The sequence below is a fragment of the Paraglaciecola sp. genome (genome assembly GCF_039942875.1).
GTDB lineage: Bacteria > Pseudomonadota > Gammaproteobacteria > Enterobacterales > Alteromonadaceae > Paraglaciecola.
This window is the reverse complement of the sequence record NZ_JBDVBQ010000026.1, coordinates 158,597-179,547: the sequence shown is the minus strand read 5'-3', so window position 1 is coordinate 179,547 and position 20,951 is coordinate 158,597. Positions and strand designations below refer to the sequence as shown.

The 20,951-nt window shown below is 39.1% G+C and carries 18 protein-coding genes; 8 read left to right on the top strand and 10 right to left on the bottom strand.

The window, feature by feature from the left end; all coding sequences use genetic code 11:
• Positions 1–84: 84 nt before the first annotated feature.
• On the top strand, positions 85–900 hold the full coding sequence (locus tag ABJE44_RS09110) for a DUF3025 domain-containing protein (RefSeq protein ID WP_348111728.1): 816 nt from the start codon (positions 85–87) through the stop codon (positions 898–900).
• Here the strand turns inward: ABJE44_RS09110 and ABJE44_RS09105 are convergent.
• The gene (locus ABJE44_RS09105; RefSeq protein ID WP_348111727.1) at positions 892–1,596 is read right to left on the bottom strand and encodes a Yip1 family protein; all 705 of its coding nucleotides are present in this window, start codon (positions 1,594–1,596) and stop codon (positions 892–894) included. The two genes, ABJE44_RS09110 and ABJE44_RS09105, sit on opposite strands and share 9 nt — an antisense overlap.
• Before the next feature lie 138 nt (positions 1,597–1,734).
• Here ABJE44_RS09105 and ABJE44_RS09100 point away from each other — a divergent pair, with 138 nt between their 5' ends.
• Complete coding sequence (locus ABJE44_RS09100; protein WP_348111726.1) at positions 1,735–2,520, top strand: ATP-binding cassette domain-containing protein; 786 nt, start codon at positions 1,735–1,737, stop codon at positions 2,518–2,520.
• Positions 2,521–2,532: 12 nt separating this feature from the next.
• Entirely contained in the window at positions 2,533–3,726 is a 1,194-nt protein-coding gene (locus tag ABJE44_RS09095) for an ABC transporter permease (RefSeq protein ID WP_348111725.1), read from the top strand.
• A 58-nt stretch (positions 3,727–3,784) separates the two neighbouring features.
• On the opposite strand, the gene ABJE44_RS09090 is transcribed toward ABJE44_RS09095, so the two are convergent.
• Positions 3,785–4,705 carry a GGDEF domain-containing protein gene (locus ABJE44_RS09090; RefSeq protein ID WP_348111724.1) on the bottom strand — a complete coding sequence of 307 codons (921 nt, stop codon included), beginning with the start codon at positions 4,703–4,705 and terminating at the stop codon, positions 3,785–3,787.
• 137 nt (positions 4,706–4,842) lie between these two features.
• On the opposite strand from ABJE44_RS09090, the gene ABJE44_RS09085 reads away from it, so the two are divergent.
• From ABJE44_RS09085 to ABJE44_RS09075, 3 genes are all read left to right on the top strand, one after another.
• Entirely contained in the window at positions 4,843–6,816 is a 1,974-nt protein-coding gene (locus ABJE44_RS09085) for a cation:proton antiporter (protein WP_348111723.1), read from the top strand.
• A 132-nt stretch (positions 6,817–6,948) separates the two neighbouring features.
• Positions 6,949–7,170 (top strand): hypothetical protein, encoded by a 222-nt coding sequence (locus ABJE44_RS09080; protein WP_133469069.1) that lies wholly within the window; start codon positions 6,949–6,951, stop codon positions 7,168–7,170.
• 252 nt (positions 7,171–7,422) lie between these two features.
• Positions 7,423–7,887 (top strand): DUF1456 family protein, encoded by a 465-nt coding sequence (locus tag ABJE44_RS09075; RefSeq protein ID WP_133469071.1) that lies wholly within the window; start codon positions 7,423–7,425, stop codon positions 7,885–7,887.
• Positions 7,888–7,984: 97 nt separating this feature from the next.
• Here the strand turns inward: ABJE44_RS09075 and ABJE44_RS09070 are convergent, their stop codons facing one another.
• The 4 genes from ABJE44_RS09070 to tsaA all read right to left on the bottom strand — a co-directional run bounded on the left by ABJE44_RS09070 (position 7,985) and on the right by tsaA (position 12,669).
• Positions 7,985–9,115 carry a patatin-like phospholipase family protein gene (locus ABJE44_RS09070; protein WP_348111722.1) on the bottom strand — a complete coding sequence of 377 codons (1,131 nt, stop codon included), beginning with the start codon at positions 9,113–9,115 and terminating at the stop codon, positions 7,985–7,987.
• 10 nt (positions 9,116–9,125) lie between these two features.
• Entirely contained in the window at positions 9,126–9,965 is an 840-nt protein-coding gene (locus ABJE44_RS09065; protein WP_348111721.1) for an MBL fold metallo-hydrolase, read from the bottom strand.
• A gap of 192 nt (positions 9,966–10,157) precedes the next feature.
• Positions 10,158–11,873, bottom strand: coding sequence for a proline--tRNA ligase (locus tag ABJE44_RS09060; protein ID WP_348111720.1), 1,716 nt, complete (start codon positions 11,871–11,873; stop codon positions 10,158–10,160).
• A 94-nt stretch (positions 11,874–11,967) separates the two neighbouring features.
• Entirely contained in the window at positions 11,968–12,669 is a 702-nt protein-coding gene (gene tsaA, locus ABJE44_RS09055; protein WP_348111719.1) for a tRNA (N6-threonylcarbamoyladenosine(37)-N6)-methyltransferase TrmO, read from the bottom strand.
• Between the two features lie 135 nt (positions 12,670–12,804).
• Between tsaA and serB the strand changes: the two genes are divergently transcribed.
• Entirely contained in the window at positions 12,805–13,863 is a 1,059-nt protein-coding gene (serB, locus tag ABJE44_RS09050; protein WP_348111718.1) for a phosphoserine phosphatase SerB, read from the top strand.
• Between the two features lie 54 nt (positions 13,864–13,917).
• On the opposite strand, the gene ABJE44_RS09045 is transcribed toward serB, so the two are convergent.
• Together ABJE44_RS09045 and ABJE44_RS09040 are read right to left on the bottom strand one after the other, a co-directional pair.
• Positions 13,918–14,688 (bottom strand): hypothetical protein, encoded by a 771-nt coding sequence (locus ABJE44_RS09045; RefSeq protein WP_348111717.1) that lies wholly within the window; start codon positions 14,686–14,688, stop codon positions 13,918–13,920.
• A gap of 80 nt (positions 14,689–14,768) precedes the next feature.
• On the bottom strand, positions 14,769–17,288 hold the full coding sequence (locus tag ABJE44_RS09040; protein WP_348111716.1) for a PilZ domain-containing protein: 2,520 nt from the start codon (positions 17,286–17,288) through the stop codon (positions 14,769–14,771).
• A 155-nt stretch (positions 17,289–17,443) separates the two neighbouring features.
• On the opposite strand from ABJE44_RS09040, the gene radA reads away from it, so the two are divergent.
• Complete coding sequence (gene radA, locus ABJE44_RS09035; RefSeq protein WP_348111715.1) at positions 17,444–18,805, top strand: DNA repair protein RadA; 1,362 nt, start codon at positions 17,444–17,446, stop codon at positions 18,803–18,805.
• A 68-nt stretch (positions 18,806–18,873) separates the two neighbouring features.
• On the opposite strand, the gene ABJE44_RS09030 is transcribed toward radA, so the two are convergent.
• Together ABJE44_RS09030 and ABJE44_RS09025 are read right to left on the bottom strand one after the other, a co-directional pair.
• A complete protein-coding gene (locus ABJE44_RS09030; protein WP_348111714.1) occupies positions 18,874–19,725 on the bottom strand; it encodes a hypothetical protein in 852 nt (283 codons plus the stop codon).
• Entirely contained in the window at positions 19,725–20,891 is a 1,167-nt protein-coding gene (locus ABJE44_RS09025) for a methyl-accepting chemotaxis protein (protein ID WP_348111713.1), read from the bottom strand. Before ABJE44_RS09025 ends, ABJE44_RS09030 begins: the two co-directional genes overlap by 1 nt.
• Positions 20,892–20,951 lie beyond the last annotated feature (60 nt).

The window sequence follows — 20,951 nt, the reverse complement described above, 5'->3', positions numbered from 1 at the left end:
TTGCTCTTGTAGTTTCAAAGTTAAGTGATTATAAAGCGTCTTTTATACCCATGCTATTTTATTTGTTAGGTGACATTACCCTCTATGTTTTGGTTAGATGACTTTATAAAACAACTCCCTATGTTGCCTCTGCAACAGCTTGAAGATAACTTTGAGTTGAATCAGTTTTCTGACTGGCCAAATGCAGCCGGCTTAAATCTGTTAAAAAAATATATTCCCTTTCCTTTTGCTGATATACCAGAGTTTGTATGTCAGTCTGAGCTTGTTGCTACAGACAAGTACTATGAACAAATTATTTACGAGCAAGGTGTCATTCCTACTAGGCCCAATGGCTGGCATGACTTGTTCAATGGTCTTATTTGGCTGGAGTTTCCTAAAACTAAGAAGTTACTCAATGAGCTGCATATAGCGGATATTAATCAGTATGGAGTATCGCCTAGAACCTTGAGGCGCAATAATTTAACGCACTTTGATGAATGTGGTGTGATAGTGACTTATCAAGCTAACGCTATAAATGAAGAGTTGATCGCAGCTTTGAAATCACACCAATGGCATCAGGTGTTCGTAGAAAATAGAAAAAAATGGGGGGAGGAGTTACATTGCTTTATGTTTGGCCATGCCAACTTGGAGATGCTTTTACAGCCCTTTATTGGCTTAACAGGGAAGTGGTTAGCGCTTGAAGTGGAAGCGGGGTTTCAGTTACAGCCCTACCAACAACAGCTGTTAGAAGTGGATAAAAAATTAGTTTCAATCATTGAAAACCAAAATCTATTTTCTCAAAAGAAGCCTTTGTCACCGCTACCCTTATTAGGCATCCCTAACGTATGGGATGCCAACGTAGAACCGTGTTTCTACGAAAATACAGATTACTTCAGGCCTAAGCCTAAAACGTTAAAGTAGTACCATTAGAGCCCAAGCTCCCCAGATTACTAAGTAGGGTGCGGTGGCAATAATGTAGGTTTTTTTGATGGGCAGTTGTGTCCATTGACTTAAGCCCACTGCAATCAAATACATCACCCATATAGACTCTAAGCGAACAGATTGTGCTAATGAAAACCAAGGAGAGTTCATTTCTAATCCAAAAATAAAAGCTAGTGATGTAGGCCCTAAACTGATGGGAGATAATTGAGGGTCTTGTGAAAAGCTTAAGATAATTAATGCAATTACGCTGGTGAAAATAGATGGAATACTAGTCCACCATGTAAAACCGTACCAATCGGTATACCCTTGCACACACTCTTCATCAGATTTAGTGGTGATATTTAGATATAAAGCCAAGATTGCATTGGCGATGATATTTGCAACCACCGCTCCAATTACACTGGCCCACAAAAGTTGCGGTTGGTTCATGGCTTTTGCCATATTTTCTTGTTCAAGGGGGCTTAAATCGCCAGCTGTTGATTGGATTACTAAGTCCCTATACCAATCAAAATCAATAAAGTTAAAGTATAGATAAATGGGAATGGCAGTTATTAGTGAGATAACGATAAAGGGTATCCAAGACCAATTATGTGTTTCTTTAATAGTAGCAAATACTTGATTTGGCTTAATAAAAACATCTTTCATAGCCTGAAATGGATTACTGACTGGTTGCATATAACTCCCCAAATAATGATATTGTGAAACATTTTTTATTTATCTCTTATTGTTACATAATTTTTTTACTGAACGCATGTAATAATTTTTTGATTTAGGTGACTATACGTCATGTCAGTTTTGAAATAGGAATATGGAATGATAGAAATTAAGCAGTTGGCAAAGAAGTTTGCCGTTGAAAACCCCAAAAAGTTAAGTGAACAGGAAAAAAAAGATCCTAGGTTAAAGGGGCGCTTTTTTCATTCAGTACAAGATGTCTCTTTTAGTTGCCAAAAGGGAGAGGTTTTGGGTTTGCTAGGTCCTAATGGTGCAGGGAAAACAACAACGTTACGCATGCTATCTACGGCTTTAAAACCTGATGCAGGGAGTGTAGAAATAGCAGGAGAAAACGTCTTAACTCATCCTGTTATCGCCCGTAAAAAAATAGGATTTTTATCGGGTACTACAGGACTTTATGGCCGTTTGACTGGCCGTGAAAATATTCATTACTTTGGACAACTCCATGGCATGTCAGAAGAACGTATTGCCCTTAGAATTGAAGAATTAGCTGATTTATTGGATATGCATACTTTTCTAGATAGGCGCTCTGAAAATTTCTCAACGGGTATGAAACAAAAAATAGCGATAGCTCGGGCGGTTGTACACTCTCCTGAATTAGTGATTTTAGATGAGCCTACCACTGGGTTAGATATTATGGCCACGCAAACTGTTCTTAATTTTATCAGAAGGCTGAAGGCACAGGGTACGCCCGTTATTTTCTCAACACATCACTTAGATGAAGTAGAGGAGTTGTGTGAAAAAGTCATAGTTATTGATCAAGGTAAGACCATGTTTGATGGTGATATTGATACTTTTAAAGGTTTAGCCGATGGTTCGTTGCATCAGTCATTTATGGCTGCTATCCAAACAGCAGCTAGCGAATAGGGAGACAGGAATATGTGGTTAGTTTTTTTTAAAGAGCTCAAAGAGCTACTCAGAGATCGTAAAACCTTATTTTTTATGATTGCACTACCGTTACTTATTTTCCCTGTTATTTTTGGTATTGCGGGTTTTGTTGGCAAACAAGCAATAGATAAGGCAGAAACCAAAATCCTCAACTATGGCATTGTTGGTGCCCAATACGCCCCTGATATTGTGGAAGAGCTACAGCAACCTGATAAATTTAACTTGATAAATATTGCTGCAGACGATGATTACAAAACCATTATTCGTAATGAAACTGTGGATTTTGTATTGGTGATCCCAGAGAACTATTCAAATGATGTACTTCAAAATGGACAAGCAACCATTAAATTGTACTTTAATGACGCGGGGTTAAACCTAGTTTACCGCCGCGTTAATGAAATTGTAGAGAGCCAGTCAGAGCTGTTTCAGCAAAGTGCTTTTGCTACTTTAGGGTTAGATGTAAACCAGCAAGACGCCTTAATTAAGCCTATCGAGTTAGAAAAAGTAAATACTGCGGATACCCGTGAAAATTGGGGCGAGAAGATAGGGGGCATGTTGCCTTATCTACTGTTTATTTTGTGCTTGCAGGGCGCTATGTTCCCAGCTACAGATATTGGCGCGGGTGAAAAAGAAAGAGGTACCTTAGAGACCTTGCTGATTTCACCAATCGATAGAAACAAGATAGTACTAGGAAAGTTTTTAACTATAAGTTTTGCTGGAACTATGACTGCTTTGATTACTGTGGCAAGCATGGCTATTTGGGGATTGGTGCTGAGTCAAGGCATGGCTATTCAAATTGTCGCTGATTTTATGGCGCAAATAGGTGTACTAGATTTTGTATTAATATTTTTAATGTTAGTACCTGTTGTGGCGATATTTGCCGCTGTATTACTCAGTATCTCTATTTATGCTAAAAGCTTTAAAGAAGCACAAAGCTACATAGGACCTATGATGATATTTGTCATTGTTCCTATCATGCTGTCTATTTTACCTGGAGTAGAATTAAAAGGTGGCTGGGCTTGGGTTCCCATAACTAATGTGTCATTAGCGATGAAAGAATTGGTTAAAGGCACTATGGATTATTATCAGTTGTTTGCTATTTTTGGCTCAACTGTTGTCATTGCTGGTGGCTTATTTGCATTTTGTGTCTATTGGTTTAACAAAGAAAAGGTACTATTTAGATAAATTATACAGATAGACTTGAAAGCCATGCTAAATAGCATGGCTTTTTGCCATAGAATAACTACTTATGGCAAATTTTTGCCGCAACAACACAGTTTTTACCTGCGTGTTTGGCCTTATATAAAGCTTCGTCTGCTCGCGAAAAAATACCAATTTGTGAGTCATTTTCTCGATAGGTTGCAGTGCCTATGCTGCTTGAAATTTCATGTGTTGCTAAAAATGGTTCCTCAGAAATAGCCTTCCTTATTCGTTCTGCGATTAAAGCATTTACACTTTCGTCGGCATCAGACAGCAAACAGCAAAACTCGTCGCCACCAAACCTAAAGGCAAAATCTGACTCTCTTAAACTAGATAATATAGTTTTAGCGCAAGTGACTAGTACCTTGTCACCTTCATGGTGACCATGAGTGTCGTTTACTTGTTTAAAGTTATCCATATCCATCACTAGCAGCCCGAAAGGCTCATGACGCCTGTCTGCCTGATTGGCTAGCCTAGCAATAGTCTCATTGTAGTTTGCACGGTTTCCCAACGAGGTTAAGAAATCCTTCATGGCAAACTGCTTCATTTTATGGTGTTCTAATGCGTTCTTGAATGGGTAGCTAAAATTCATATGCATTTGCTGTAAAATTTGCCAAGCGCGAATGGAAACTGGCTGGCTAAAAGTGTACTGCATAGTGGCGATGTTTATACCTAAGCGGGCACAGTTTAGCGATTTGATATAAGGTTTTTGAGGTGGCTTGCCAAAGCATACTTGATTGTCTTCAAACTGGATTTTTAACTCTGACAATTGTAGTGTGGTACTCAATTGTTCAAAGTAGAGTTCGCTAAGCTCAGTCAAATCAATGGTTGTGAGTAATGTCTGTATAAATTGGTTGAGCTGATTATGATCGAGTTTATGCCTTGACTCCTGGCCAGATGGCTCAAGGTTAAAGAATGAATCTTTAAGACTAGAGTCATATACTTGATTAAGTTGCTCCAACATATTCTCCTGCCAAAATTTTGGCGACTTGCTTGACTAAATTTATTACTTGTTGGGCATTGAGCAAATATTGTGCCTACTGCAAAGTTTTGATGTTTTCGTTTCTTTTTTAATCATGTTAGATAGGGAAAAATATCGTAATGCACGGAAATCTAGGTAATGTTCTTATTTTAATGTCAGTGGCTGTAGTGGCTGTCTGGTTATTTAAACGAATCAACCTGCCACCTATTTTGGCTTACCTTTTTTGCGGCATCTTAGCCGGGCCTGATCTACTTTCTTTGTTTGAACATCCTGAAGATATGCAAAATTTTGCTGAGCTGGGGATAGTATTTTTACTCTTTTCATTAGGGTTAGAGTTTTCGTTGCCGAAAATGTTAGCCATGCGGCATTTGGTGTTTGGTGTGGGGTTAGGGCAGATGTTACTGACCACACTTGTATTCATGGCGATCGCTTATTTAATTGGGTTTGATATAAAAGCATCTTTGGTCATTGGTGGTGTAGTGGCGCTTTCATCAACAGCTATTGTAATAAAGCAAACCAGTGACTTGGGCATTTTAAATACCCCAAGAGCGCAAATTGCGGTGAGTATTTTGTTGTTACAAGATTTGGCTGTGGTTCCGCTATTGATACTCGTGCCGTTGCTCGCTGCTGACTCTGAACAAAGCTTAAGTATTGCTATATCTATGGCGTTTCTGAAAGGAGTATTGGTAGTAGGGATTTTATTATCCATCGGAAAGTGGGTATTGCCTAAAGTATTTAGTGAGGTAGCACGAACCCGTACCGATGAGTTGTTTGTACTTACTACAATTATGGTGGCACTAATGGCTGCGGGGCTAGCCTTCTCATTTGGTTTATCTATGGCTCTTGGGGCATTTCTTGCTGGAATGATGTTAGGAGAGAGTCAATATAAACACCAGCTAGAAGCCGATATTCGGCCATTTCGCGATATATTAATGGGCTTGTTCTTTATCACCATAGGGATGCGTTTAGAGTTACATAATATACCAGGTCAAATACACTGGGCACTTACGGGTTTAGTAAGCATTGTAATATTAAAAGTATTACTTATTAGAGTGTCTGCTTGGATCTTTAAATTAGGAAGCCAAGATGCATGGGCTGCCGGGATTAAGCTTTGCCAAATGGGGGAGTTTAGTTTTGTCATTGCTGCACTTGCAGTAGATCATAATTTATTAACTTCAGAGCAAGGCTCTTTATTGTTAACTATAGGTGTTATCAGTATGGCTTTTACACCTTGGTTAGTGGATAAAAGCCCAGTTTTAGCCAAAGCGCTTAGTCCAGAACCATTGCCTGATTGCAAAGGCGCAGAGCAGCTTTCTTCTCATGATAAAGAATTAACTGATCATGTGCTCATATTTGGTTTTGGGCGAGTAGGGCAGTCAGTAAGTCGACTCTTAAAAATAGAGGCGATACCTTATATGGTGGTTGATGCCGATCCAACTCGAGTACAAGAAAGTCAAAGTGCGGGTGAGCCAGTCTATTTTGGCGATGTTAAGCAAAAAGATATCCTACGAGCGGTTGGTATAGAGCGAGCTAAACTGGTATTGATCACCTTTGATCAGCATGACAAGGCTATGGCAGTCATTCAGTTAATCTCAAGCTTATATCCTGATTTACCCGTTGTAGTGAGAACCCGTAAAGACTACCGCATGGATGAGCTCTTAAATGCTGGCGCCACTCAAGTGGTACCCGAAATTATAGAGGGTAGCTTAATGTTGGTCACCCAAGTGTTACAGATGTCTGGTGTACCCATGTCACGAATTTTGAAGCGAGTTCGTAAAGAGCGAAAAGGCCATTATGGCAATATGCACGGCTTTTTTCCTGGTGAAACTACCGAGATGGATTATGTTAAGCAAGACAAGTTAGAGTTTATGCACGCAGTTATTTTAACTGCTAGTGCCTTTGCGGTAGGTAAACCTTTGCATATTCTCGATACACAGCGCATGCGAATTAATATTAAAGGTCTAAGGCGTGATAACAATGAATTGTCTGCCCCAGATGGCAATATAGAATTACTAGAAGGTGATGTGTTAGTGATTACCGGAAAACCCCGAAGAGTAGAGAGAGCTGAACGTTTTTTATTAGAAGGAAATTAAAACTTTAGTTGCGAGATAACTCTAGAAATAATGGCATGATTGTTACGTATAAGTCTGCAATGTAAATTAAATATTGCACAATAAATAAACAGCTATATACTGTATATATGAACAGTTATTTATTGGGGCTTTATGTATAAACATTTCAATCCTATCAATTATGCTAATAGTTATTTTGTAGATTCAGAACGCTATTTTGAGAGCGACTTATGTACTCAATCTCAAGTTAGCTCAGAGCTTGAAAGTGGCGAGAATAGCGTGTTATCTCGGATGGAAAACCTTAGAGCTTTTGCCAGGCAACAACGGCATAAAAAGTTAAAAGCCGAAGGGATGCAAACTAGTTTTTGTTTTTAAATCTTGGTTGCAGTTCAAGTTTTATACGCGGATTTTAAGGCCTGTTGCACCCTCACCGTAAGAGCCATACCTTTAGCTCTATGTTAGCTTATCGTGTATTTGTTGCACCTGACTTTAAAAATTAGGGTTGTATATTTTCCTTAGCCTATGAAATTAGCTTAATCGATTAATAAAATAAGCCATTCGCTGTGAAAAGCTTTAAACTAGACAGATATTTAAGGTTGCTTTAGCCAACCATTACCTAGGATTACTATGATCAACAATGATGTATTACGCCGAGTGCGTTATATTTTCGATTTCAATGATGCAAAAATGATAGATATTTTTGCTCAAGCTGACTACCCCGCCACAGTTGCACAGTTGCATTCTTGGTTACGAAAAGACGATGATCCGGCATTTGTTGAAATAACGGATATTCAATTTTCATTATTTCTAAATGGTTTGATCAATACTAATCGCGGTAAACGAGAGGGAGTTGAAGCGCCAGTTGAGCGTAGGCTTACTAACAATATTATTTTTATGAAGTTAAAAATAGCATTAAATATGCAAGCTGAAGCTGTACTAGAAGCAATGGATTTAAGTGGCTTTAAAATAAGTAAACATGAGTTAAGTGCGCTATTTAGGAAGCCTGAGAACCGCCAATATCGTGCTTGTAATGATCAAATATTGCGTAACTTTTTAAAGGGGTTACAATTAAAAATTCGGGGTGACAGTTAACTTATAAGCTAAGATCTACCCCCAGTGATACAAAGACTAAACGTGATGGTTTTTATACTAGTTTAGCTTGTGTATGAGTGGGGGCCTATCAACAATACTAAATAGATAAGAAGCTGCGGAGCTCTTCTTGTCTTGCTAGGCCATCTTTCATTCCTAGGTTGATAAGTTCACGACAAAACTCTTTTTCAAATAATAAGTAACTTAGTAGGCTAGTGTCTGATTTATCATGCAAGCCTAACATTCGAAGTAACATATTTATCCCTGAGGGCATTTTATGAAAGTGCTTTGCGGCCATTTCATTAAAATTAATTGATGGGTTCACAACCATACAGTCTATGGTTTTTAACTGAGTTTGTTGCTGTTGTTTGAAGGTCATATGGGCGATGGTTTGATTAATTCTGGTTAGTCTTTCTAAATCTGCATTTAACGTATCAGCGAAAATAGTATCTAGTAAGTGACCAGCAATCGCTATGCTACTTGGGTATCTACTCATATCTGTAAATCGTGAGCGTTTTTCTGGTTGTTCAACCCCAATGATTAGTATTTTTTCAGCTCCTAAATGTATTGCGGGGCTTAGGGGGGATAATTGATGTACTGAACCATCTCCCATAAATTCTCCCATCATTTTTACAGGGGGAAATAGCAAGGGTATCGCTGAAGATGCCATTAAATGTTCTGAGTTTAACGTGCAGGGAACGCCTCGTCTCTTTTCTCTATACCAAGGCTGTATATCATTTTGGCCTTGATAAAAGCTAATAGAGTCGTGGCTTGAGTAACTAGAGGCATTGATGCTGATTGCTCGTAAGTAACCTCTGGATATATTGCGGTCTATGCGATGAAAGTCTAATCGTTCACGAATTAGTCGTCTTAGAGGTTGATTATTTAATAAGCTAGAAGGGGTCTTTTGACTTTGTTCTGTTTGAAAGCTACTTAAAAAGTTAAGTGATAAATGTTTAAAAACATCTCGCAAGCCACTGTCATAGACTTGGCGAGTGTTAAAGTTTTTCCAAACCCATTCTAGTTTTCGAAGGCCTAAATGATAACAGGAAGCATAACAAGCTAAACCTGTAGCATTAATTGCACCTGCAGAATTTCCACAAACAACAGGAAATGGTAAGCCCTGATTTCTCGGTAAAAAAGTACCTATGGCTTTTAATACACCTAGTTGATAAGCGGCCCTAGCGCCGCCACCTGATAATAATAATGCGTATTGATTACGGTCTGACAACAACTTTTCCTTACAAAGTGAGGCTTAAACCTTCTGCTGCTGCAAACAGCTGTAAGTCAGCACCACCTATTTCTATGACATCTTGACAGTGACTTTCAATTTCTGCAATTTCGTCATCTGTACGGATGTGATCATGGCTATATAAGGCCATGCGTTTTGCTCGACACCCCATCGCTAATTTAACTGCTTCCTCTGCGACAGAATGCCCCCAACCCGCTTTTGCTGGCATGTCTGCTAGCATATATTGGGCATCGTGGATCACTAAGTCAGCGTTTTGACTGAAACTAACCCAGTCTAAGAAATCAGTATTCTTTTTGTAAGGAGGGTACAGCTCATTATCTGTAATATACGCCACTTTTTTGCCATCCGCTTGAATACAAAAAGAACTGCCGCCGCCAGGATGATTCATGGCTAGTCGTGTAATGGTTGCTGAGCCAATTTTCCAACTATGAATATCTTCGTCTTGGGGCACAATTTCTATATTGGAGCGCAATGTTTTGTAATCTACAGGAAAATAACTGCCACTCATTTGTTCTAGAATCGCATTATGTTCACTATGAGTTGTTTGCCCTGGAGTAATAAAAATATTTCGATTAGGTTGATAGATAGGGGCGAAAAAAGGAAACCCTTGTATATGATCCCAATGATTATGGGTAATGAGTAGGTGAATATCATTGTTTTGCTTAATGAGTTTATCACCTAGCTTTTTTATCCCAGTCCCAGCGTCCAAAATAATATCTGTGCCATCATCTAAATTGATGTGTACACAAGCAGTGTTACCGCCATATTTGATAAATTCCGGCCCAGGAGAGGGGCAGGAACCCCGCACACCATAAAAGGTTACTTGCATTTATTGTCTCATTCCGAAATAGATTACATCCGTGAAGTTAAACATTATCACTAAAGCATAGGCCTATTAAGTATAAACTTAAAATTTATAGTATGAAGTAAAGTAAACGAGTTCTGAAATATGACATTCTATGCTTAACAAAAAAGCGCCCTAGGGCGCTTTTAAAATACCTTTGCAAAGAAGAATATCCTACTATAAAGAAGTCACGAAATTTACTAATTGGTTTAACTCAAGTAGTTGTTTTTCTCCACTTCTACGGTTTTTATATTCTACTTTTTGTTCGTCTAAGTTACGTTCACCAATAACGATTGTATGGGGAATGCCTATTAACTCCATATCGTTAAACATGACACCAGGGCGTTCTTTTCTATCATCAAACAACACTTCAATACCTGCCTCAGTTAACTGAGTATAAAGGGCTTCGGCTGTTTCTTGAATACGATGTGATTTATGCATATTCATAGGGATTAGCGCTATTTTGAAAGGCGCGATAGCATCAGGCCAAATAATACCGTACTTGTCATGGTTTTGCTCTATGGCGGCGGCCACAATGCGAGATACGCCAATACCATAACATCCCATGGTGAGTATTTTATGTTTACCATTTTCATCTAAAACACCACAGCCTAATGCTTGAGAGTACTTGTCACCAAGTTGAAAAATATGTCCAACTTCTATTCCCCTCTTAATCTCCAATGTTCCTTTACCATCTGGTGATAAATCACCTACTTCTGCATTGCGGATATCTGCAACTTCAAAGCTTGCTACATCCCGAGACCAGTTCGTTCCTGTGTAATGAAAGTCAGTTTCATTGGCTCCACAAACGAAATCAGCTAAATGGGCAGCGTCTCTGTCAACAATGACAGGTACTGGCAAACCTACAGGGCCAATAGAGCCTATCGTACAGTTTATTGTATCCTCAATTTGTTGCTCAGTTGCCATAGTCAGCGGTGCGAATACACCTGCTACTTTCTCTGCTTTTATTTCATTGAGTTTGTGGTCGCCACGTAAAACTAAGGCCACTAAACCTTGCTTGCCTGCATCATCAGGTTCAGCTAAAACCACTAACGTTTTTACTGATTGACTAGCGGAAACATCTAAAAATTTTGAAACTGCTTCAATTGTTTTTTGGTCCGGTGTGGCTACTTTTTCAAGAGACTTGGTGGCTGCGGGGCAATCTCCTTGAGGTGCAAGAGCACTTGCCATTTCAATATTAGCGGCATAATCAGACTGATTGCTAAACACAATGTCGTCTTCACCTGACTCGGCTAAAACGTGAAATTCATGGGATGCACTACCGCCAATTGAGCCTGTGTCAGCAATTACTGGGCGGTAATCTAAGCCAATTTTTTCAAATACATTGCAGTAAGCTTGAAACATTGAATCATACGTTTTCTCAAGGCAAGTTTGATCCATATGGAAAGTGTACGCATCTTTCATGGTGAATTCACGGCCACGCATAATGCCAAACCTAGGGCGTACTTCATCACGAAACTTTGTTTGTATTTGGTATACATTTAGCGGTAGTTGCTTATAGCTGCTGACTTCATTTTTAACCAAGCTGGTGATGACTTCTTCGTGTGTTGGGCCTAATACGAAGTCTCTAGAATGTCTATCTTTTATCCTTAGTAGCTCTGGGCCATACTCGTCCCAACGACCAGACTCTTGCCATAGGTCAGCGGGTTGAACAACGGGCATTAAGACCTCAATTGAACCGGCGTTATTCATTTCTTCACGCACGATATTGGCAACTTTATTTAAAACACGCAATCCAGATGGCAACCATGTATAAAGCCCTGATGCTAATTTTCTGACCATACCTGCACGTAACATTAGCTGGTGGCTAACAACTTCTGCATCTGCTGGGGTTTCTTTTTGCGTCGATAATAAATATTTACTTGTGCGCATGAAGGTAAATGTCTCTAAGGGTTGAAGTGAAAAATGGCCGACATTCTATCAGTAGGTTCTCATCCGCCAAAGCCATATTTTAGCTATCGATAAATTATTTTTTTTGAACGGTTAGCACTACGTTTATCTGCTTAGACACTCGCCATTGAATATTTAAATCATACAAGCTCACGCCGTATATTTTATCTGGCTCTGTGGTCTTATGATAAGCAGGTCTGGGGTCTTGAGCTAACACCTCTTTAACGAGTGTTTTTAAGCTTGGATAATGGCTATTCAGCTTGCTTAATTGATTAAGTGCATCATTTGAAAACTCAACCTGCATCAATTCTGGTGCGGTCTGCGCTAACTCACTGCTAGCTTCAATTAAGTTGTCGGCGTAAGGCACGTAAGGTTTAATGTCTACAATGGGAGTTTCATCAAGTAAATCTACCCCACTGACTCTCAAACATAATTGATTATTATGCCAGTCCACAGAGGCGAACTTTACAACCGACATACCTATGCTATTTGGGCGAAATGTACTGCGACTAGCGAACACGCCTTGTTTTTGATTGCCACCTAAGCGAGGTGGACGCACTAGGGGTTTAAACCCTTGCTCAGCTGTTTTATGAAAGTGAAATAACAGCCATAAATGACTAAACTTTTCTATTCCCCGTAAGTAGTTCGGGTCGTTAAACTCTTTCTCAAACTCGATAACACCTATGGCGCTTTTTACTAAACCAGGTTGCCGCGGGATCGCAAACTTTTCTTGATAAGGAGTACGGATTTTGCCTATTGGTTGGATGGCAATATTCATGTTCTTCGTTACTGAGTTAACTAGGTGTTTGGATTATAAGGATATAAATAAATAAAAACAGGCATAACCCTTTGATGGCAATCTTATAATCCTTTGGATACCATGCTTTTATTCTGATCCATAAGGTTGTTAGTTGTGTTTGAGCTTAAGGTTTCTAAAAGTCATTTTTTATCTCATATTTTTTTGAAAGAGTTGGTAGACGAGCATGGGTTACAGTCATTTACGTTAGCTGATGATGCCATTTTTTCTGTTGAGCCGATTTCTGGTGGAGCGCAGAGCAATAAGCGGTTACCGAAGTCAGATGACAATATAGCTTTTGAAAAGTTATTAATATTCTGTGACGGGCTGCACTTGCAACAGTTACAGCTGGTTAGTCTAGCATTGCAGGAGCACCTAGAGTCTGACATGTATAAAGTGGTGCGGGTTGATGGCGTCTCGGGGTTTGCAATTTGTGCTCAGGTCAAGGTTGTTCAATCACAAGGAATAAAAGCTCAAATTGAAAAGGTCGCTAACCAATTGAGTGTTGAATTATGTTGGTTTAATCAAGTCCCCACTTTAACTCAACCTGGGTTATTACTTATGGATATGGATAGCACAGTCATCGCGGTCGAATGTATTGATGAGATTGCAGAGTTAGCGGGTGTGGGAGCTGAGGTGTCAGAGGTCACGGCTCGAGCTATGAAAGGCGAGTTGGATTTTGCTCAAAGTTTACGTACCAGAGTGTCATGTTTACAGGGGGCCGATGAAGCTATTTTGCAGCAAGTTCGTGATGCGTTGCCATTAATGCCAGGTGTCGCTAACTTAGTTAATCTATTGAAAAAGTATAATTGGAAGGTGGCTATTGCATCGGGTGGTTTCACTTACTTTGCGGACTACTTAGCGCAAAGATTAGCCCTAGATGCAGCGGTTGCAAACGGATTAGATATAGTTGATGGTAAATTAACTGGCAACCTTGTTGGGCGTATTATTGATGCAGAGGTTAAAGCAGAGACTTTACATACATTAGCTAAGCAGTGGGATATTCCTGTCACGCAAACTATTGCCATGGGTGATGGTGCAAATGATTTAGTCATGATGAATGCCGCTGCATTAGGTGTGGGGTTACATGCTAAACCTGTTGTCAGAGAAAAGGCTGATATGGCTATTCGAAGAGGTGGGTTAGATGCTTTATTGTGGGTGTTAGCTGCGAACTAAATGAAACAGAACCTCAACGTAAACCCATCTTGAGGTTCTTTTATCTGCATTAGATTAGCGGGGCGTGTCTAACACTATACCTTTCGCCATATATATGTCGTCATACATCAGGCCTCCATTACCATAGGGCTTTTTAATCGAACCAGTGTTACTAATGGTCATAAAGTACAGCAATGGTAATTCTCGCTTCATCCTAAACTTCGCGTATTCAAATGCTTTTTCTTGTTCAACAAACTCGCCACCACGGACATATAAATCATAACTTTGCCCACCCTCTTCATGGGGGGCGTTATTAATCACGTACCATAGTTCGTACCACTGTTCGGTTTCTAATGGTTTAGCTAGTCGTTGTGATGTTAGATGAGAAATATTGTGGTAAGTCTTGTTGTCGCCCATAACCATTAGCGTACCGTCATTTTTGTAGCCACTGGATTCGAATTTATCTGTCACTCGGATCATCGGCTCAAAGCTGTTGTAATGGTTTTCTTGAATGTCCTTAGGGGATAAGTTACTTAATCCAAAAGAGTGGTTGTTAGGAAAATATTCTACTTTGATGCGGGTATAAAATGTATATGTTTCACCTAGCTCTACTACTTGAGGGAGTGCTTTAAGCGTGATGGCTTTTCTATTTCCAATCACTCCCTCTGCCGCAGGTTTCTTTATTAAATAATGATTGTTTAAGGCTAGTTCTTTACGCACCTCAGTGACTTGAGGCTCATCTACAAATGGGGTGGTTTGATTGTCAGTATCCATTTTTTGCCATGTTTTGATGGCGTTTGGCTGCTCAAAATCATCTATGAGTAGCCATGGGCTTGAAGTGTTCATAGAGGTACATTGGGCTAACAAACATATCATTAAGCTGCTAAATATTAGCTTCAAAAGAATTTTCATGGCAAATGCTACTTTTAAGTTTTTAGTAATTGCTCTATACCCACTTGCTTTATTTTGTGGGTTGGCGGTGTTTTGTGGTTGATTAAGATGACACTTTCGGTGAATTCGAAACGGCGTAATACTTCGTCAGTTACATCAACTAAATCACCGGTGCCAGACACGTTCCATAATTGGTCTTCTAGTGCTTTAGCTTTGTGTAAAGCGTAGATACCTACGTACTGTAGTTCAGCTTGCATGGTTTCAAAGTCAGGTCTTCCGGTGGGACCAAGGAACACCTTTATCGCAATAAATTGCCCTCTTTGTAGGGCTTGTGCGATAAACTCTCTACGATGTTCGGTGCTGGTAAACTGCTCTGAAAATGCGCTTTCTATTGCTTCCTTTGTTGTTTCTTGACTGGGGTCAAAAGCAACAAATAGCTCTCGCATGTCTGGCTTGTCACTGGGCCGTTTGGTTTTCATCGTGTGAGTAATAAACTCATGTTGCGATTTGTTACTTCTAAATATGGGATACAAATCAACCATATCGGGTTCTGTCTGAAACGTTAGTAAGTTATAAATTCGGTTGTTGGTTACACCAGTAGCCGCAGCATCTGCTATATAATTACTCGCGTCCTTACTCAGGAAAAATGCTGTGTTGACTATGTTTTCTGTATAAATATTACGTAAAGCCTCACCTATTCCTGGCACCTCTTCTTCATCTCTGAAAGATTTTAATTTTGAACGATTAGATTTTATCAATGCTTCAAAAAAACGCTTGGCGGTTTTATTTTCATCAGTCACAACGTTTTGTAAATGTAATACATACCTGTCTTTTGAGACATTGCGAATAACGTAAGGTAAATCCGACAACGTAAATTTATTGGTGACTTTTTGTAGCTGCGGAAAGGTTAAGGAAATTTGCGTTTCCTTAGAAATCGACAGAGGAGCGTTCAATTCAACCCTCAAACCTAGAGTAGAAAAGTCTTCTGTGTTCCCTTCAAAAACGTTATTTTCAACTTTTACTTTTACATAGGTGCGCAGTAAAAATCGAGTTTCACGTCTTTGGTTAAAGTATTTGAAGCGGTAAACAGTAACCACTGCTGGGGGTTTATTTCTAGGGTGGCCAAATATTTTTAATTTTGCTAAATGTTCCCGTTTAACTGAGTGTTTTTGATAATGTTCTGTGCTTATGTCGTCTGTCACATTGGTTAAAACTGCAATGTAAGACAGATTTTTCAATCTCGACATGAGACGAGGGGAAGGTTTCTGATTTTGTTTTTTTACATTGTCGTTAATTGAATTTGAAATAGATAAAGGTCGATAACTTTGTGTAGGAACCATATCAGTTAACTGTAATTTATAGATACGCCAACTCACTTTGCGAGACCCAAATCCTAAAAATAAGTTTTTTAAAGCGGGTCTTTTATCTAATTCATGATGAGTCGCAGAATAGAAATAAATCTTGCCATCATTAATGTGATTAAACACATAAATAAATAACTCTTGTTGGCCTTTATTAAGGGACAGAGCATGTTTTATGCGGTCTTCAGTTAATAAGTAGCCAATTTTTAGATCTTGTATTTCATTGGCCCAATATTGAATTTCTTCCCTATTACAATCATTTGCCAAAGCATACCTAGGGGTGTACTCACCATCTACACAGTCTATAAAAACTGGAATCGAAGCAAAGTTTGGAATGTAATATTGTTCGTAAGTTTTATTTTGAATGGCTGTAAAGGTGTTGTCTAAATTAACCTTATAACGTCTTTTATTGCCATGAATAAAATGCTCAAAGAATTTGTCAAATACAGGGTTAGGGAAATCAAGTTGACGTATTAAATTAATTCGTTGGTCGTGTTGAGCCGACTCTACGTTTTTGATTACATAAGCAATCCCTTGGCGTTTATCTAGTGAGTACTCTTTCTCTAGGCCTCTAAATTGAATTGAAAGCCGTTCGCCCTCTTTTAACAAATGCTCTTTACTAGTTTTAACTTTTAAGCCGTTAACAGAAATATCTATAGTGGTGGCTTGTACGCTTTTATTTTGACTCGTAAACATTTCAATACTGACTGAAAAGTTCATTCTTTCTTCGCCCCTTTGAGCGAAATTACCAAATTTTAGGAGCGGCGCCCTGTAAGTCTTACTGGTAGCTGTTTCTTTGTGAGGGTTATTTTTCTCATTTTTGGCCTGTTCCTGATCTTTTTTGTGCATAACCCGATAGTTGTTTTCGGTGTTAGTCACTGCCTCATAGACGCCAATAGTATATTCGCCAAAAATCCTTACTTGTCGTTCAAATGTTTCAATTGCTATATCATCTAAGTAATGATGCTTATTAAGGTGCTCAAAAGATCTACATTTTCCTGACACTAAACCTCGTAGGTCAATTAAGCGGGTACAGGGTCGAGCTAGACGCATAAGCTCCATTTTAATTAAAAATCGTTTTTCTTTGGGAATTGCAGACGCGACTTGATTGAGCACTTGGTTAAACTCAGGCTCATGTATCATGGGCTTAAGTTGTTCAATAATGTTGGCGTATTGGTCTATATCTTGGCTCATGGAATAGGATTTAACTTATAATAATTGTTATCGGTCTTATCTCAGAAAAGTTGATTGGTTTTTACCTGATAATTTTTAGCAATTCATTCTATAAAATATGATAATTAATTGATAATCATCAAATTTAATATATTCAATAAAAAGACAAAAATAATATGGCGAAACAAAAAACTGCCTATGTGTGTTCCGATTGTGGAACAGAGTATCCCCGTTGGCAAGGGCAATGTAATGATTGTAAGGCATGGAACACTATCAGCGAGTTTGTAATTGCTAGTAGTGCTAGTTCTAGTCGTAATCTAGGCGGTTATTCGGGCCAAACTCAAGCTGTGGTTGAGACCTTAGATAGTATTGATTTACAAGCGTTACCTAGATTTGAGTCTGGGTACAAAGAACTAGATAGAGTGCTGGGTGGGGGAATAGTACCTGGCTCTGCCATGTTAATTGGGGGCTCACCAGGGGCAGGTAAAAGTACAATGTTGCTTCAAGTTATGTGTCAAATGGCTAATAATAAGAGTGCGCTGTACGTCACCGGTGAAGAATCATTACAACAAGTTGCTTTACGGGCGCAGCGCTTAGGTTTAGCGAAAGATAAATTGAAATTACTCGCCGAGACAAACGTTGAAACCATCTGCCAATTAGCTTTACAGCATAAACCAGAGCTTATGGTTATAGATTCTATTCAAGTTATGCAAGTTGCCGATGTTCAGTCTGCACCGGGTAGTGTATCCCAAGTAAGAGAAAGCGCAGCCTTTTTAACACGCTTTGCTAAGCAGCAGCATATCGCAATGTTTTTGGTAGGGCACGTTACTAAAGAAGGCAGTTTAGCAGGGCCTAAAGTACTAGAGCACTGTATTGATTGTTCAATGATGTTAGAAGGCGAAAGTGATAGTCGCTACCGTACCCTTAGAAGTAACAAAAATAGGTTTGGTGCGGTGAACGAACTGGGTGTTTTTGCGATGACAGAGAAAGGGCTACGAGAAGTCAGTAATCCCTCCGCTATATTTTTAAGCAGAGAAGAACAGCAGTCTCCTGGTAGTATTGTTATGGTGGTATGGGAAGGCACTCGGCCACTCTTAGTTGAAATACAAGCTTTAGTTGATTATTCGCAAATGGCGAATCCTAAACGAGTTGCTGTTGGCTTAGAGCAAAACCGTTTATCTATGTTGTTAGCAGTATTGCATCGTCATGGCAATGTACAAATGAACGATCAAGATGTGTTCGCCAACGTGGTGGGCGGGGTTAAGGTAGCTGAAACAAGTGCTGATTTAGCGTTATTGTTAGCTATCGTATCCAGTTTTCAAAATAAAACCTTAGATAAAGATTTAATTGCATTTGGTGAAGTAGGATTAGCGGGTGAAATTAGGCCGGTGCCAAATGGTTCAGAACGAATTAGTGAGGCTGCAAAGCATGGCTTTAAGCGCGCCATAGTTCCTAAGGCTAATGTGCCTAAACAAGGAGTGGTTGGGATTGAGATTATAGGTGTGTCACGGTTATCAGATGCCCTTGATGCATTATAAGTTGCACTTATTAATAATGTTCAACACAATGTGAATGTAATGAACATTATTAACTTATTAGCAGGCGGCTATATGCTTTCTAGATGCAGCTCTACTTGTTTCAGTTCATAATCTATAAGACTGTTGATAGCCTCCATTGTACTGCTTGCTAGGATGAAAAAAGTATCAGACGTGATGTTTACTTTAGTACAGTCTATAAACTCCAATTTTATAGTTGAAGTAAGATTTAAACACTCTTCTGAAGCTTTAAGTAACAACTGAGACTGTTCTTTTGAATGGGCACCTTTGTTTTTGAATTGTTCGAATACAGTAGAAGAAAGTTCTGTAATTTTTTTTTCTAAATAACCTAATTTCACTTTATCTACTTGGGTACTTACCCCTGTAGCCGCAATCGCCACTCCCATTGCTCTAGATTGCCCAATATACTCTGCCGTAAAAGGTAGCTCTCTCCATAGCAACGAAATATTAGGTAGTGACTCAAAAGTGCTTTTATTAAAATGTTCGTGTTCTGCTAAGTCTTCGAATAAGTAAAGTAAATTGGCTATCAGGTGGGTATGCTGCATGTAACTCTTCTCTAGAGTTAAATTAGCTGCCGAGCTTTCTAACCTTGGCCAGTGATCGGTAAATCCAAGCCAGCGTTCTTGATTGGTTATGAATGGCTCTGAGTTTAGTTCTTCTATTAGTGGTTTTAATTGTGTTTGAATTGAGGTTATGACTTGCTTCGCTTGTTGGTCACCCTTGATATTCGCAGCGTTTTTACCTCGGTGCTTTTGTAACAAAGAGATTAATAACTTTAGTCTTTTCACTTTTGTTAAAATATGTCGATTGTGTTGCAACTCTCGCTTGTTTTTTAAACCATTAAATATTAGCAGTGATACCGCGATAATGGTTAGCCCTGTGAGCATGAACGTAAGATTCACTAACTGCTCTCCTTGGTTGAAGAAGTGACATTTTTGAGGTGTTGGGCTAATTCTGTTGTTTGTTCAGCAATTTTTGCATTGGCTTGAGATATCCCAACTACCTCGGATAAGTGCTTTGATATTTCTTTTGTGGCTATATTTTGTTGTTCAGTATTTGCAGATATTACTGTTATCTGTGATTTTACTTGGTCCGACTCTGAGAATATGTCGGTTAGGTTATGTTTAGCTTCATCGGCCTTTATTACACAAGCTTCGGTAAGGTCAAAAACTTTTGACATACTAGCTTCTACACTGGCACTGCGTTTAGTAACCCCTCCCATGCTTCCAATTATATTTGTTGCTGTTTCTTGACTCACACTTGCTAAGGAGCGCACTTCATCGGCAACTACAGCAAAGCCTCTTCCTTGATCTCCTGCTCTTGCAGCTTCAATAGATGCATTTAATGCAAGTAAATTGGTTTGTTCGGCGATCTTCTGAATATCATTAGTTAGTGCCAACACATGTTCACTACTTTCGTTAAGCTCTTTAATTGCAGAGAGTGTTTGAGCCGCTTCTTGCGTGACAATATCTATCTCTGTACCTAAGTCATTTAATTGCATACTGCCATTTTGCGCTAAGTCGCAAGCTTTTGTTGCAGAACATTCAACGGTTGATATTTTCTCCACTACATCTTGCAATGAACTACTCATTTGCGTAACTGCTGCGGCGCTTAAATTTGTAGAGTCTGACTGTTTAGTGACGTTATCTGATACAGCTAAAGCAGACGCGGTCACTTGTTGTGATGAATAGCGAATTTCAGCTACTTGTTCTGTAAGTTCAGCTATGCGCCTATCTGCTTCTCGAACTAAAGTATGGAACTGACTATCTATATCATTGAAAAAAATGGTGTTACAGCTAAGTTCGCGGTAATCATGTTCGGCCTTTGCTGCTTCAGATAACTGTATGTGAAAACTACGTAAATCATTCGCAATACAGATAAAAGAGGCACTTACGAGCCAGATAACGAGAGCACCAACAAACCAATTAACTAGGTAATGGCTATCATACTCATCTTGGATTAGGTACAGAACTGAAAATACCACGATAACCCAGATACTTATCAGGCTGGCTTTTACGCTCATTAGCTTAAACGTTAAGGTAAGCGGGTAAGCTAACAAGTTTTTCATTATATTCCTATGTGGCCAATCAATAGCTAAAATTGAGACGCTTATTTTTAATTCCTAAGT